The organism is Cupriavidus oxalaticus, from assembly GCF_038900635.1.
Classification (GTDB): Bacteria; Pseudomonadota; Gammaproteobacteria; order Burkholderiales; family Burkholderiaceae; genus Cupriavidus; species Cupriavidus oxalaticus_B.
In genome coordinates this window covers 287,866-301,367 of sequence record NZ_JAYMRX010000001.1, presented here as the reverse complement: position 1 = coordinate 301,367, position 13,502 = coordinate 287,866, and the positions used below count along the sequence as shown (strand labels likewise).

Genomic DNA, 13,502 nt, shown 5'->3' with positions numbered 1-13,502 from the left:
GTGAAGTGCTTCAAGACCGCTTTCGCCAGCCTGGTGCTGGGATGTGCCGCCGCGCTGCTTGCAACACCGGCGCTGGCCGCCGATGAATTTCCGTCCAAGCCGCTGCGTCTGGTGGTGCCGTTCGCCGCCGGCAGCGGCACCGATGCCGTGGCGCGGCTGACCGCCAAGTACCTGGGCGAATCGCTGCAGCAGCCAGTGGTGGTCGACAACAAGCCAGGCGCCAACGGCACCATCGCCGCCGAGTTCGTCGCCAAGGCGCCGGCGGACGGCTATACGCTGTTCATGACCACCAACACCACGCATTCGGCCAACCCGTCGCTGATGAAACAGCTGCGCTACGACCCGGTCAAAGACTTCACGCCGGTCTCGCGCATGGGCAACCTGCCGTTCATGCTGGTGGTCAATCCGCAATTGCCGGTGAAGACGCTGCGCGAGTTCATCGACTACGCCAAGGCGCATCCTGGCATGAGCTACGCGAGCGGCAACAGCACCGGCATTGTCGCCGGCGCGACGCTGTCGAAGATGGCGGGCCTGAAGATGCTGCACGTGCCGTACAAGAGCACGCCGCCGGCGATGACCGACGTGATGGGCGGCCAGGTGCAGGCGATGTTCGTCGACTTTGCCGCGGGCATCGCCAATGTGCGGGCCGGCAAGCTGCGCGCGCTGGCCGTGACCACCGCGCAACGCAGTGCGCTGCTGCCCGACCTGCCGCCGGTCGCCAGTGCGCCCGAACTCAAGGGTTTCGATATCACGTCGTGGAACGGCGTATTCGCACCCGCCGGCGTGCCGGCGCCCGTGGTAGAGCGCCTCAACCGCGAACTGGTTGCCATCGCCACCAGCAAGCAGCATGCCGCGCAGTTCCACGCGCTGGGCTTCGAGCCGTTCGGCAGCACGCCCGCCGAGCTGAACCAGTTTGTCGTGGCCGAACTGCAGAAGTGGTCGCGGCTGGTGAAGGACGCGGGCATCCAGCCGGAATAAACAACGAGACAGGCAAGCACATGAATTTCGATCTTTCCGAAGAACAGGCATCGATCGTCGAAGCCGTGCAGCAGGTCTGCACGCAGTTCGACATGGAATACTGGGACCGCCTCGACAAGTCCGGCACCTATCCGCACGAGTTCTACAAGACCCTGTGCGAGGGCGGCTGGCTGGGCGTGGCGATGCCCGAGGCGTTCGGCGGCGCCGGTCTCGGCATCCTGGAAGCGGCGCTGGTGATGCAGACCATTTCGCAGTCGGGCGCGGGCATGACCGGCGCCTCGGCGGTGCATATGAACGTGTTCGGCCTGAACCCGGTGGTTGTGTTCGGCACCGAGGAGCAGAAGGGCCGCTTTCTGCCGCCGCTGATCGCCGGCAAGGAGAAGGCCTGCTTCGGCGTGACCGAGCCCGACGCGGGCCTGGACACCACCAAGCTCAAGACCTTCGCGCGCAAGGTGCCGGGTGGTTATTCAGTGAGCGGGCGCAAGATCTGGATCTCGACCGCGCAGGTGGCCGATCGCATGCTGCTGCTGGCGCGCACCACGCCGCTGGAGCAGGTGAAGAAGTCGACCGAAGGGCTGTCGCTGTTCTACACGAAGGTCGACCGCAGCAGGATCGAGATCCGCGAGATCGACAAGATGGGCCGTGCCGCCGTCGATACCAACATGCTGTTCATCGACGACCTGTTCATCCCGGAGGAAGACCGGATCGGCGAAGAGGGCAAGGGGTTCGAATACATCCTGCATGGCCTGAACCCCGAGCGCATCCTGATCGCCGCGGAAGCCATCGGGCTGGGTCGCGCGGCGCTGGCGATCGCCACGCAGTATGCCAAGGAGCGCGTGGTCTTCGGCCGCCCGATCGGCATGAACCAGGGCGTCCAGCACCCGCTGGCGCAGGCGTGGATGCAGCTGGAATCGGCCAACCTGATGATGCTGAAGGCTGCCGCGCGCTACGATGCGGGGCAGTCCTGCGGGGCCGAGGCCAACGCGGCCAAGTACCTCGCCGCCGAGGCCGGCCACAACGCGTGCCAGACCGCGATCCTGACGCTGGGCGGCATGGGCTATTCGCGCGAATACCGCGTCGAGCGCCTGCTGCGCGAGTCGTATATCCCACGCATCGCGCCGGTCAGCCCGCAGCTGATCATGTGCTTTATCGCCGAGCGGGTGCTGGGTTTGCCCAAGTCGTACTGAACGGGGAGGTGACGATGCAAGACAAAGCGCCTCCCGCGACCGGGCCACTGGCGGGCGTGCGGGTGATCGACATGACCTCGGTGGCGATGGGTCCGTACGCCACGCAGATCCTCGGCGACATGGGCGCCGAGGTAATCAAGGTCGAAGCGCCCGCCGGCGATGTGTTCCGCCATGCCGAGCCGGCGCGCCATGCCGCGATGGGCGCCAGCTTCCTCAACCTGAACCGCAACAAGCGGTTCGTCGTGCTCGACGTCAAGCGGCCGGACGACCTTGCCGAGCTGAAGTCGCTGATCGCCACGGCCGATGTCTTCGTCTCCAACGTGCGTCCGCAGTCGCTGCGCAGGCTCGGCCTGGACTATGCCTCGCTGCGGGCGGACCATCCGCGGCTGATCTATTGCGGCGCCTATGGCTATTCGGAGGAGGGGCCGTATGCCGGCGCACCGGCCTTCGACGACATCATCCAGGCCCGCAGCGGGATGGCGCAGTTCCAGGGCGCCAACTCGAACGAGGGCCCGCAGTACGTCAACACCATTCTTGCCGACAAGGTCGCTGGCCTGACTGTCGCCTATGCGATCCCGATGGCGCTGTATGAGCGCGAGCGATCGGGCCAGGGGCAGGCCATCGAGGTGCCGATGTTCGAGACGCTGGTGGCCTTCCTCGCCACCGAGCAGCTCGCCGGGCAGACTTTCGTGCCGCCGCTCGGCCCTGCCGGCTATCCGCGCGTGATGTCGGCCCACCGCAAGCCATACCGCACCAGCGACGGCCATCTCGCGCTGCTGCCTTACACGAGCGCGCAGTGGCTGCGCTTTTTCGACCTGTCAGGACATGCCGAACTGGCGCGCGACCCGCGCTATGCGACCCCGGCCGCGCGCAGCGCCAATATCGACGCGCTCTACGCCACGCTGGCCGAAATCGTCGCGCAGCGCACCACCGCGGAGTGGCTGGCGTTGTTGCGCGACGCCGATATCCCGCACAGCGAGCTGCCGCATTTCGACAGCCTGGTGGATGACCCGCACCTGCGCGCCACCGGCATGATGTTCGAATACGACCATCCGAGCGAAGGGAGGCTGCGCGGCGTCGGCATCCCCACGCGGTTCTCGCGCACGCCGGGCAATATCCGCAGCTGGCCGGAAGGCCTGCCACAGGCGCAGGACGATACCGGCACCTGATCCGGCTGCACCGGAATCGGCAGGTGCCACCCGCATGTCGCGTGCCAACGCGCCGCGTACAATCTGGCCAAAGCACACGGAAGTCGAGGAAGCCTACGATGGCAGAAAACGAAGCGGCGGAAAAATCCGGCCACGGCAGCGTGAAGACGGCGCTGCGCGTGATCGAGATCATGGAGATCTATGCGCGCGAAGGGCGCTCGCTGACGCTGACCGAACTGGCGAAGCTGCTGGGCGCGCCGATGTCGAGCTGCCTGGGGCTGATCCGCACGCTGGCGTCGCTGGGCTACCTGTACGAAACCGGCCGCCGCCAGGGCTATTACCCCACGCGGCGGTTGCTCGATATCGCCCAGCGCATCGCGCGCAACGACCCGCTGCTCGAACGCGTGCAGCCGGTGCTGGAGTCGCTGCGCGACGGCACCGGCGAAACCGTGATCTTCGGCAAGCTGCAGGACGACGGCCGCGTGCTGTACCTGGAGGTGCGCGAGTCCGCCAACCCGGTGCGCTATATCGCCGCGCCGGGCGAACTGCGCGATGCGCATGTAAATTCCATCGGCCGCGCCATCCTCGGCACCATGACCGCGCAGACCCGCGCGGAACTGCTGGCTGGCGTTTCCTTTGCGTCGCGCACCGGGCGCACAGTGGACTCGCTGCGGGTATTCGAGGCAGCGATGCAGCAATGGCAAGCGCAGGGTTGGTATCCGAATTTCGGCGAATCGTTCCCGGACCTGGGGGCCATCGCGATCCCGGTATCGCTCGGCGGCGTTGTCTACGGGATGTCAGTGGCGGGCCCGCTGCATCGGGTCGAGGCCAATGCGGAGGCTATTGTTGTGGCACTGAAGGCCGCAGGCGGTTCACTGCAGGGATAAGCGGAGGGCAGGGGCGCTGCGGCAGCCCCGAACGCACGTCACAAACGAAAAAGCCCGGTGCGTTTGCACCGGGCTTCCGTATCGGTTGGCTCCCCGACCTGGGCTCGAACCAGGGACCTGCGGATTAACAGTCCGTCGCTCTACCGACTGAGCTATCGGGGAACAGCTGAGAAAAAGATTATAGCCAGTTTCTCTTTTTGTCGTCAACACCTTGTCAACATTTTGTTTGTCGTCAGGTGCTTCGGGACGGCTGGCTGGCTGCGTCCCACCTTGGTGTTCGACAGCGAGGCCGCATTATAGCGACGGTTTTTCGTTTGTGCCAGAAAAAAACCGCCTTGCGGCGGCTTTTTTCTGCGGCTTCGTGCAGCGCCGGATCAGTCGAACACCGGCGATTCCACGCCCAGGACCTTGTGCAGCTTCGGCGAGGTCGTGGTGTACTGCATGTGGATCTTCTTCTCGGGGAAGATATACGGCGCAGCACCGAACGCGGCCAGCGCGGCCTCGTGGAAGCCCGACAGGATCAGCTTCTTCTTGCCGGGGTAGGTGTTGATGTCGCCCACGGCGAAGATACCCGGGATGTTGGTCTGGAACTTCTCGGTATCCACCTTGATCTGCTTGCGCTCCAGGTCCAGGCCCCACTCTGCGATCGGGCCGAGCTTGGGCGACAGGCCGAAGAACACCAGCAGGTCGTCCAGCGGCAGGCGGCGGGTCACGCCGTCGGCCCCCGTCACCTTGATCTCGGTAAGCACGCCGTCCTTCTCTTCATAGCCGCCGATCTGGCCGACCAGGAACTGCATTTCCATCTGCTCGCACAGTTCCTTCATCTTGGCCACCGAGGCCGGCGCGGCGCGGAAGCCGTCGCGGCGGTGGATCATCACCACCGACTCGGCCTTGCCGACCAGGTCCAGCGTCCAGTCCAGCGCGGAATCGCCGCCGCCGACGATCACCAGGTTGCGGCCGTGAAAGCGGCTCGGATCCTTGACGCGGTAGAACAGCTGCTTGCCGTCGAACTTGTCGAGGCCCTCGACCTTCAGCGTACGCGGCTGGAACGAGCCCACACCGGCGGCGATGAAGATGGTCTTGGTGATAAAGCGGGTTCCGAGCGAGGTCTCGACGAAGAAGCGGCCGTCTTCACGGCGCTCCACCACTGAGACTTCCTGGCCCAGGTGGAAGGTCGGCTCGAACGGCTCGATCTGCTTGAGCAGGTTGTCGGTCAGTTCCTGGCCAGTGCAGCTGGGCACGGCCGGGATGTCGTAGATGGGCTTGTCCGGATACAGCTCCACGCACTGGCCGCCAACGACTTTCAGGGAATCGATCACGTGGGCCTTGATTTCGAGCAGGCCCAGTTCAAATACCTGGAACAGGCCCACCGGACCGGCGCCGACGATCAGCGCGTCGATTTCGAGCGGCTGGCCGCCGGCGGGGCTGCCGCCTTCGACCTGCTTGGTCGCGTCGGCAACGGGATTTGGAATGCTCAAGTCCATATTCGTCCTGATACGTTGGTTGGGCACGCGAGTGCCCGGCATTGCGGAAAGCGCGTGGGGACGGCTTTCTTTGCTGCCTGGTACGCTCAGCGCTCCAGGTACTGCAGCTTGTCGGTGGTGTCCTTCCAGTCCTCGGCCTCGGCCAGCGGGGCCTTGGTCTTGGTGATGGACGGCCAGGCGCGCGCCAGCTCGGCGTTCAGGTCGATGAATTGCTGCTGGTCGCCCGGCACGTCTTCCTCGGCGTAAATGGCGTTCACCGGGCATTCGGCCACGCACACGGCGCAGTCGATGCACTCATCCGGGTCGATGGCCAGGAAGTTCGGGCCTTCGCGGAAACAATCCACCGGACATACGTCAACGCAGTCTGTATAGCGGCAACGGATGCAGGATTCGGTGACAACGTGAGTCATTTCGGTTCCAGGAAAACGGGTCGGCTTTTAATGGGAAACTGTTGGGCCGCTTCTTGCCGGCGGACGCCTCCATCTGCCTTGGCGGCAGGTATGGGCGGGGCGAGCGCCAGCCGTGGCCTTTCGGGAACCGGTATTGTAGCCGAGCCTTCTGGCAAGGATAGCGGGTCTATATAGCTGGATCAGATAGTTTTCTTATTTCTTTATGTACTTTTGATCCAAGACATGGCGGGCCGCTGGCATGCTTGCACGACCGCAGGCATGATGAGACGCCTGAGTGCCCCATGCCTCCACGCCGGGAGATTCGTATGCTACGCCAGCTCCGTTATTGCCGCCGCGCCGTCTTGCCGTCATTGCTTGTGATGCTCGCGGCATTTCCGGCGATGACAATGTCCGCCGCTGCGCAAGCCCTGGTCCAGCCGGGCATGGCGGACAGCGTAGTGTCCCGGCTCGTGGCATGGCGCGCGCGATCCGAAGCGCCGGTCGCCTTGCCCGCGTTGACCGGCTTCGACTGGGACCACTTCACCGTGACCGATTCCCCCGCGGGCGATGCCATCGCCCATTGCGGCCGTGCCGGACTGATGCCTTGCGGACCCGAGTTGAACCCGAAGCCGGGGGACCGGATGCAGGTGCTGCGTTTCGAGCGCGCGGGCGCGGCGGTTTACAGCGAGCGCATCCTTGCCGAGGACGGCGCCTTTGCCGAGCCGCTGCCGCAACGCGTGCCGCGCAGCGCCGCCACGCTGGTGTCATGCCCCGGGCGCGACGGCCGGGTGCTGTGGTGCCTGCAGGGCAGGGCAGCCGGAAAGCCGGTCCTGCGCGCGCCGCAGCCGTTCCTCGACGGCGCCTGAGCGCCCCCGACGCGCGCAGTCTCGGTTAGCATGTCGGACTGACCCGGCACATCGCCGTCTGGCTAGCCATGATCATCCAGTCTCTGCTCGACACCGACCTGTACAAGTTCACGATGATGCAGGTGGTCCTGCACCAGTTTCCGCAGGCGCAGGTCGAATATCGTTTCAAGTGCCGCAACGCCGGCGTCGACCTGACGCCGTATATCGACGAGATCCGCGCCGAGATCGCGCACCTGTGCCAGCTGCGCTTTACCGACGATGAACTCGCCTACCTGCGCGGCCTGCGCTTTATCAAGAGCGATTTCATCGACTTCCTCGGCCTGTTCCACCTGAACGAGAAGTACGTGTCGGTGCGCGAGGCGCCGCAGGGCAACGGCGAGATCGAGATCTCGATCATCGGCCCCTGGCTGCATACCATCCTGTTCGAAGTGCCGGTGCTGGCGATCGTCAACGAGGTCTACTTCCGCCGCACCCAGCCGCGGCCCGATCTCGCCGGCGGCCGCCGCCGCCTGGAAGACAAGCTGGCCCTGCTGCAGCCGCCTGAACTGGCCGATTGCGTCATCGCCGACTACGGCACGCGCCGGCGCTTCTCGCGCGACTGGCAGGAAGAGGTGCTGCTGACCATGCGGCGCGAGCTCGGTCCGCAGCTCGTCGGCACCAGCAACGTCCATTTCGCCCGCCTGCACAACATGGTGCCGCTCGGCACGATGGCGCACGAATACCTGCAGGCCTGCCAGGCGCTGGGGCCGCGTCTGCGCGACTCGCAGGTGTACGCGCTCGAACGCTGGGCGCGCGAGTACCGCGGCGACCTTGGCATCGCCCTGTCCGATACCTACGGCTTCGATGCCTTCCTGCGCGACTTCGACCTGTACTTCTGCAAGCTGTTCGACGGCGTGCGCCATGACTCGGGCGATCCGATCGTGTGGGGCGAGCGCATGGTGGCGCATTACGCCGCCAACCGCGTCGACCCGCGCACCAAGACGCTGATCTTCAGCGACAGCCTCGACGTGCCGCGCGTGATCGAGCTGTTCCAGCGCTTCCACGGCCGCTGCCGGCTGGCTTTCGGCGTCGGCACCAACCTGACCAACGATCTCGGCTACACGCCACTGCAGATCGTGATCAAGATGGTGCGCTGCAATGGCCAGCCCGTGGCCAAGCTGTCGGACACACCGGAAAAGACCATGTGCGACGATGCCGGCTACCTGTCCTACCTGCGGCAGGTGTTCTCGGTCCAGCCGGCATAGCGGACATAGCGGGATTTCGGCGCGCCGTGCCGTGCCGCGGCAACTATAATCGGCGCATCCTTGCCAACCGCACTGCCAGGCCCTATGGAAACCAACGACGCCCGCGACCGCATCTTCGCCCGCATCCGTGCCGCACAGGGCAGGCCGCGCCAGCCCACGCAGGGCGAACGCGCCGCGGTGGCCGACTACCTCGCGCGCCATCCGCAGGGACCGCGCCCGGCGCCGGTTGCCGATCTCGTCGAAGCCTTCCTGGCGCAGGCCCAGCGCATGGCGTCCACCGTCGACCGTGTCGCCACCATGGACCAGGTGCCGGCGGCAGCGCGACGTTTTCTCGACAGCCTGAACCTGGTGCAGCGCGCGGTGGCATGGGATGCGCTGGGCACGCTGCCTTGGCAGGACGCCGGCATTACGGTCGAATGCCGGCCGCCGCTGCGCGAGGTCGAGGCCGACCGCGATCATGGCGATCTGGTCGGCATCACCGGCTGCTTCTGCGCGATCGCCGAGACGGGCTCGCTGATGCTGCTGTCGGGGCCGGCGACGTTTGCCTCCGCTGCGCTGCTGCCGGAAACGCATATCGCGGTGGTGCCGCGCTCGCGCGTGGTCGCCGGACTGGAAGAGGCCTTTGCGCTGGTGCGCAGCGAGCGCGGCGAGCTGCCGCGCGCGACCAATATCATCAGCGGTCCGTCGCGCACCGGGGATATCGAGCAGACCATCGTGCTGGGCGCGCATGGCCCGTATCGCGTGCATGTGATCGTGGTCGAGCAGGCTTGATCCACGGGCGGCACGGACATAAGCGGACATAAGAATCGCCTGTAAACGTGCGACGGAGCGCGGTCGCGCGAGAAGCTTGGATTACACTTGCAGGCTTGCCATGCGAGCCCGCACGCCGTTCGTTGCCGGGGCTCGATGCACCATGAATGCTGCATTCCCGAGGAGATCCTGCCTGATGCGACGTGCTTTCGTACAGTTGCCGATGCTGACCATGCTGGCAGCTGTCCTTGCTGTCTTCCCTGTTGCCGCGCATGCCGCGGACCTCGCCGGGGCCACCTTGTCGCCGCTATGGGGCCTGCCGTTTGCCGGCATCCTGCTGTCGATCGCGCTGTGGCCGCTGCTCGCGCCAAAGTTCTGGCACCACCACTATGGCAAGATCGCAGCGGGCTGGGGACTGCTGTTCCTGCTGCCGTTCGCCGCGGTGTTCGGCACGCATGCGGCCGCCGCCAGCGCGGTGCATGCGCTGCTCGCCGAGTACATCCCGTTCATCTCGCTGATCGCTTCGCTCTATATCGTCGCGGGCGGTATCTGCGTGCGTGGCAACCTGCATGGCACACCGGGGCTCAATACGGGCATCCTGGCGCTGGGTACGCTGCTGGCAAGTTTCATGGGGACTACCGGCGCGGCCATGCTGCTGATCCGCCCGCTGCTGCGTGCCAACGACAACCGCCGGCACGTGGCGCACGTGGTCGTGTTCTTTATCTTCCTGGTGGCCAATGCCGGCGGCTCGCTGACGCCGCTGGGCGATCCGCCGCTGTTCCTCGGCTTCCTGAAGGGCGTGGACTTCTTCTGGACCATGCGCAACATCTACCTGGAAGCACTGTTTATCTGCGCGGTGCTGCTGGTGGTGTTCTACCTGGTCGACCGCCACTACTACCGCAACAAGGAAGAAGAACTGCCGCAGAAGAACGATCCGACGCCTGACTCGAACGGCATCACCATCGACGGCAAGATCAACTTCGCGCTGCTGCTGGCCCTGATCGGCCTGGTGCTGATGAGCGGCCTGTGGCAGCCGGCCATCTCGTTCAACGTCTTCGGTACCGATGTGCCGCTTCAGGCGGCGGTGCGCGATGCGCTGCTGATCGTGGTGGCGGTGGTGTCGCTGCTGGTCACGCCGCACACCGCGCGCACGGGCAACGAGTTCAACTGGGAACCGATCCTGGAAGTCGGCAAGCTGTTCGCCGGCATCTTCCTGACCATCATCCCGGTGATCGCCATGCTCAAGTCCGGCACCGACGGCGCCTTTGCCGGCGTGATCCGCGCGGTCAGCGACAGCAACGGGCAGCCGGTCGACAGCATGTATTTCTGGGCGACCGGGCTGCTGTCTTCGTTCCTGGACAATGCGCCAACCTACCTGGTGTTCTTCAACACCGCCGGCGGCGACGCCGCCACGCTGATGACGCGCGACGCCTCGACACTGGCCGCGATTTCCGCCGGCGCGGTGTTCATGGGCGCCAATACCTATATCGGCAACGCGCCCAACCTGATGGTCAAGGCCATTGCCGAGAACCGCGGCGTACGCATGCCGAGTTTTTTCGGCTACATGCTGTACTCGGGCATCTTCCTGATGCCGCTGTTCGTCATCATGACCCTCCTCTTCTTCCACGTGTGATGCCATGAAGCCGTCCGTCCTTGTCACCCGCGCCATCTATCCCGAAGTGATCGAGCGCCTGGCGCAGTATTTCGATGTCGACGACAACCAGCAGGACGCGGTGCTTGATGCCGCCGCGCTGATGGCGCGGCTGGCTGGCAAGGCCGGCGTGCTGGCCAACGCCGCCGACCGCATCGACGCGGACGTGGTCGCTGCGCTGCCGTCGCTGCGCGCGGTGTGCAACATGGCCGTCGGCTACAACAATCTCGACGTGCCGGCGCTGACCGCCGCGGGCATCGTCGCCACCAACACGCCCGACGTGCTGACCGAGACCACCGCCGATTTCGGCTGGGCGCTGCTGATGGCCACCGCGCGCCGCGTCACCGAGTCCGAGCACTACCTGCGCGCCGGCAAGTGGCAGCGCTGGAGCTACGACATGCTGGTCGGCATGGACCTGTACGGCAGCACGCTCGGCATCCTGGGCATGGGCCGCATCGGCCAGGCGCTGGCGCGCCGTGCCAGCGGGTTTGGCATGAGCGTGCTGTACCACAACCGCAGCCAGTTGCCGGCGGACACCGAGCACGCGCTCAATGCCCGCTATGTCAGCAAGGAGGACCTGCTGCGCCAATCCGACCACCTGCTGCTGGTGCTGCCTTATGGCCCGCAGAGCCACCATGCCATCGGCGCTGCCGAGCTGGCGCTGATGAAGCCGACGGCAACGCTGGTCAACCTTGCGCGCGGCGGTATCGTCGACGACGCCGCACTGGCGCAGGCGCTGCGCGACAAGCGCATCTTCGGCGCCGGGCTGGATGTGTTCGAGGGCGAGCCCAAGGTCCATCCGGACCTGCTGACGGTGCCCAACGTCGTGCTGACGCCGCATATCGCCAGCGCGTCGGAAAAGACCCGCCGCGCCATGGCGATGCTGGCCGCCGATAACCTGATCGCCGCGCTCGACCAGGGCCCGCAGGCCGGCCATCCGCCTACCGTGATCAACCCTGAAGTCATGCCGAACCGCCGCTGAGGCGCGCGGTTGTCCGTCGCTTAACCTGTTGCTGCATGTCCTTGATTCCGTACCTGACGCTGGCCGTGGCGCTGCTCGCGGTCGTCCTGCTGGTGATTGTGCTGTTGCGCCAGCAGGCCGCCTCTCCCGGCGCCGAGCTGGCCCGTCAGCTTGCCGATTTGCGTGTCGAAGGGGCGCGCGGCATGGAGCGCGTGGAGCGTGAGGTCCGCACCGACGTAGCCGAGGCCGCGCGCGGCAATCGCGACGAGTCGGCACAGCAGATGCTGCGCTTCCAGCAGGCGCTGTCGTCGCAGCTGACCGGCATCGCCACGCTGCAGAACAACCAGATCGACACCTTCGCGCAGCAGCTCGCCAAGCTGACCGAGTCCAACACGCAGCAGCTCGAGCACGTACGCCAGCACCTGATGCTGCAAGGCCAGCAGGCGCGCGACGAACAGGCGGGGGCGCTGCGCCGCTTCGGCGACGGGTTGCAGCAGCAGCTGGCGCAGATGTCCGAAGCCAACGAGCGCCGGCTGGCAGAAGTGCGCGCCACGCTGGAGCAGAAGCTGCGCGACATCGAGGCCAACAACGCGGCCAAGCTGGAGGAGATGCGCCGCACCGTCGACGAGAAACTGCATGCGACGCTGGAGCAGCGCCTGGGCGAGTCGTTCCGGCTGGTCTCGGACCGCCTCGAGCAGGTGCATCGCGGGCTGGGGGAAATGCAGGCGCTGGCGCAGGGCGTTGGCGACCTGAAGAAGGTGCTCACCAACGTGAAGTCGCGCGGCACCTGGGGCGAAGTCCAGCTTGAGATGCTGCTGGAACAGATGCTGACGCCGGACCAGTACGGCAAGAATGTCGAAACGGTGCGCAACTCCGGTGCCCGGGTGGAATTTGCCATCCGCTTGCCCGGCAAGGCCGCGGGCGGCGGTGGGGACGGCGGCGCGCCAGTGTGGCTGCCGGTCGATGCCAAGTTTCCCAAGGAGCAGTACGAGCGACTGGTCGATGCCCAGGAGCGTGGTGACCCGGAGGGCGTCATCGCCTTTGGCCGCGAACTGGAAGTTGCGTTGCGGCGCGAGGCGCAGACCATTGCCGAGAAGTACCTGGCGCCGCCGCAGACCACGGATTTTGCCATCCTGTTCCTGCCGACCGAAGGACTGTACGCCGAAGTGCTGCGGCGCCCCGGCCTGACCGACCTGCTGCAGCGAAATTACCGTGTCACCGTGGCGGGCCCGACCACGCTGACCGCGCTGTTGAACAGCCTGCAAATGGGATTTCGGACGCTGGCGCTGGAAAAGCGCTCGAGCGAAGTGTGGGAGGTGCTCGGCGCGGTCAAGACCGAATTCGGCAAGTTCGGCGACGTTCTGGCCAAGACCCGCGACACGCTCGAGCGCGCGGCGCGCAATATCGAGCAGGCCGAGGTGCGCACGCGCCAGATGGCGCGCAAGCTGCGGACGGTGGAAGCGCTGCCGGGCGATGCCGCGCAGCAGTTGCTGGGACTTAACGGGGTGGAAACGGCCGAGACGCCGGACGACAGCGGCGGCTGAGCGCGCCGGAGCAGGGAAGGCCCGCGGGGCGGGCGAGGCCGGCGGGCCGGCAGCCTGCCGGCCCGTAATCAGCGAGGGTTCAGCGGTCGTCTTCCGGCGCCAGCTCGCGCACGTGGACTTCGATGCCGCCAAAGCGGGCGGCCACCCAGTTGTAGGCCTTGCACGCCAGCCACAGCAGGCCGAAGCCGATCAGCGCATTCAGGATGATCGCGCTGAAGACCGTGATCGCCGGCAGGTCGCCGTAGCGGATAAAGGTAACGAACAGGCCCAGCGAGACGATCGGCAGGGAGAAGCACAGGTAGACCAGCACCAGCGCGCGGGCGGTCTTTACGGGGTGGAGGTAGGCGATCTCCTGATTCATGACTGGGGATAACTTGATTGTTGCTGAATCGTGCGCCAAGTGTAGCGACTGC

13 protein-coding genes and 1 tRNA gene are annotated in these 13,502 nt (G+C 66.0%); 10 read left to right on the top strand and 4 right to left on the bottom strand.

All coding sequences use genetic code 11. The features are described 5' to 3' along the window. The 4 genes from VSR71_RS01400 (at position 1) to VSR71_RS01385 (ending at position 4,200) form a co-directional block, all read left to right on the top strand. Complete coding sequence (locus tag VSR71_RS01400; protein WP_342912168.1) at positions 1-978, top strand: tripartite tricarboxylate transporter substrate binding protein; 978 nt, start codon at positions 1-3, stop codon at positions 976-978. 20 nt (positions 979-998) lie between these two features. Further along, positions 999-2,165 (top strand): acyl-CoA dehydrogenase family protein, encoded by a 1,167-nt coding sequence (locus VSR71_RS01395; protein WP_342912167.1) that lies wholly within the window; start codon positions 999-1,001, stop codon positions 2,163-2,165. Between the two features lie 14 nt (positions 2,166-2,179). Further along, positions 2,180-3,334: a CoA transferase gene (locus VSR71_RS01390; protein WP_342912166.1), complete on the top strand. Its 1,155-nt coding sequence runs from the start codon at positions 2,180-2,182 to the stop codon at positions 3,332-3,334. A 98-nt stretch (positions 3,335-3,432) separates the two neighbouring features. After that, complete coding sequence (locus VSR71_RS01385) at positions 3,433-4,200, top strand: IclR family transcriptional regulator (protein ID WP_342912165.1); 768 nt, start codon at positions 3,433-3,435, stop codon at positions 4,198-4,200. Positions 4,201-4,286: 86 nt separating this feature from the next. On the opposite strand, the gene VSR71_RS01380 is transcribed toward VSR71_RS01385, so the two are convergent. The 3 genes from VSR71_RS01380 to fdxA all read right to left on the bottom strand — a co-directional run bounded on the left by VSR71_RS01380 (position 4,287) and on the right by fdxA (position 6,094). Beyond that, positions 4,287-4,362: transfer RNA gene (locus tag VSR71_RS01380), tRNA-Asn, on the bottom strand. Between the two features lie 212 nt (positions 4,363-4,574). Then, a complete protein-coding gene (locus VSR71_RS01375; RefSeq protein WP_029046280.1) occupies positions 4,575-5,684 on the bottom strand; it encodes an NAD(P)/FAD-dependent oxidoreductase in 1,110 nt (369 codons plus the stop codon). Between the two features lie 86 nt (positions 5,685-5,770). Beyond that, on the bottom strand, positions 5,771-6,094 hold the full coding sequence (gene fdxA, locus VSR71_RS01370; protein ID WP_342912164.1) for a ferredoxin FdxA: 324 nt from the start codon (positions 6,092-6,094) through the stop codon (positions 5,771-5,773). A gap of 386 nt (positions 6,095-6,480) precedes the next feature. Here fdxA and VSR71_RS01365 point away from each other — a divergent pair, with 386 nt between their 5' ends. From VSR71_RS01365 to rmuC, 6 genes are all read left to right on the top strand, one after another. Continuing rightward, entirely contained in the window at positions 6,481-6,939 is a 459-nt protein-coding gene (locus VSR71_RS01365) for a hypothetical protein (protein WP_342912163.1), read from the top strand. A 68-nt stretch (positions 6,940-7,007) separates the two neighbouring features. Further along, complete coding sequence (gene pncB, locus VSR71_RS01360) at positions 7,008-8,183, top strand: nicotinate phosphoribosyltransferase (RefSeq protein ID WP_342912162.1); 1,176 nt, start codon at positions 7,008-7,010, stop codon at positions 8,181-8,183. An 84-nt stretch (positions 8,184-8,267) separates the two neighbouring features. After that, positions 8,268-8,954 carry a lactate utilization protein C gene (locus tag VSR71_RS01355; protein WP_342912161.1) on the top strand — a complete coding sequence of 229 codons (687 nt, stop codon included), beginning with the start codon at positions 8,268-8,270 and terminating at the stop codon, positions 8,952-8,954. A 175-nt stretch (positions 8,955-9,129) separates the two neighbouring features. After that, entirely contained in the window at positions 9,130-10,566 is a 1,437-nt protein-coding gene (locus VSR71_RS01350; protein WP_342912160.1) for a sodium:proton antiporter, read from the top strand. 4 nt (positions 10,567-10,570) lie between these two features. Then, complete coding sequence (locus VSR71_RS01345) at positions 10,571-11,566, top strand: D-glycerate dehydrogenase (RefSeq protein ID WP_342912159.1); 996 nt, start codon at positions 10,571-10,573, stop codon at positions 11,564-11,566. Between the two features lie 35 nt (positions 11,567-11,601). Further along, positions 11,602-13,089, top strand: a complete 1,488-nt coding sequence (rmuC, locus tag VSR71_RS01340; protein WP_342912158.1) for a DNA recombination protein RmuC — start codon at positions 11,602-11,604, stop codon at positions 13,087-13,089. Positions 13,090-13,168: 79 nt separating this feature from the next. Here rmuC and VSR71_RS01335 read toward each other — a convergent pair whose 3' ends face one another. Further along, positions 13,169-13,450 (bottom strand): hypothetical protein, encoded by a 282-nt coding sequence (locus VSR71_RS01335; RefSeq protein ID WP_029046288.1) that lies wholly within the window; start codon positions 13,448-13,450, stop codon positions 13,169-13,171. Between the last annotated feature and the right edge of the window lie 52 nt (positions 13,451-13,502).

Bases quoted from the DNA above. Each gene is read 5' to 3' on its own strand.
- VSR71_RS01335 (WP_029046288.1), bottom strand. From the start codon at position 13,450: ATGAATCAGGAGATCGCCTACCTCCACCCCGTAAAGACCGCCCGCGCG.
- VSR71_RS01350 (WP_342912160.1), top strand. From the start codon at position 9,130: ATGCGACGTGCTTTCGTACAGTTGCCGATGCTGACCATGCTGGCAGCT.
- VSR71_RS01365 (WP_342912163.1), top strand. From the start codon at position 6,481: ATGTCCGCCGCTGCGCAAGCCCTGGTCCAGCCGGGCATGGCGGACAGC.
- rmuC (WP_342912158.1), top strand. From the start codon at position 11,602: ATGTCCTTGATTCCGTACCTGACGCTGGCCGTGGCGCTGCTCGCGGTC.
- fdxA (WP_342912164.1), bottom strand. From the start codon at position 6,094: ATGACTCACGTTGTCACCGAATCCTGCATCCGTTGCCGCTATACAGAC.
- VSR71_RS01395 (WP_342912167.1), top strand. From the start codon at position 999: ATGAATTTCGATCTTTCCGAAGAACAGGCATCGATCGTCGAAGCCGTG.
- VSR71_RS01355 (WP_342912161.1), top strand. From the start codon at position 8,268: ATGGAAACCAACGACGCCCGCGACCGCATCTTCGCCCGCATCCGTGCC.
- pncB (WP_342912162.1), top strand. From the start codon at position 7,008: ATGATCATCCAGTCTCTGCTCGACACCGACCTGTACAAGTTCACGATG.
- VSR71_RS01375 (WP_029046280.1), bottom strand. From the start codon at position 5,684: ATGGACTTGAGCATTCCAAATCCCGTTGCCGACGCGACCAAGCAGGTC.
- VSR71_RS01345 (WP_342912159.1), top strand. From the start codon at position 10,571: ATGAAGCCGTCCGTCCTTGTCACCCGCGCCATCTATCCCGAAGTGATC.
- VSR71_RS01385 (WP_342912165.1), top strand. From the start codon at position 3,433: ATGGCAGAAAACGAAGCGGCGGAAAAATCCGGCCACGGCAGCGTGAAG.
- VSR71_RS01390 (WP_342912166.1), top strand. From the start codon at position 2,180: ATGCAAGACAAAGCGCCTCCCGCGACCGGGCCACTGGCGGGCGTGCGG.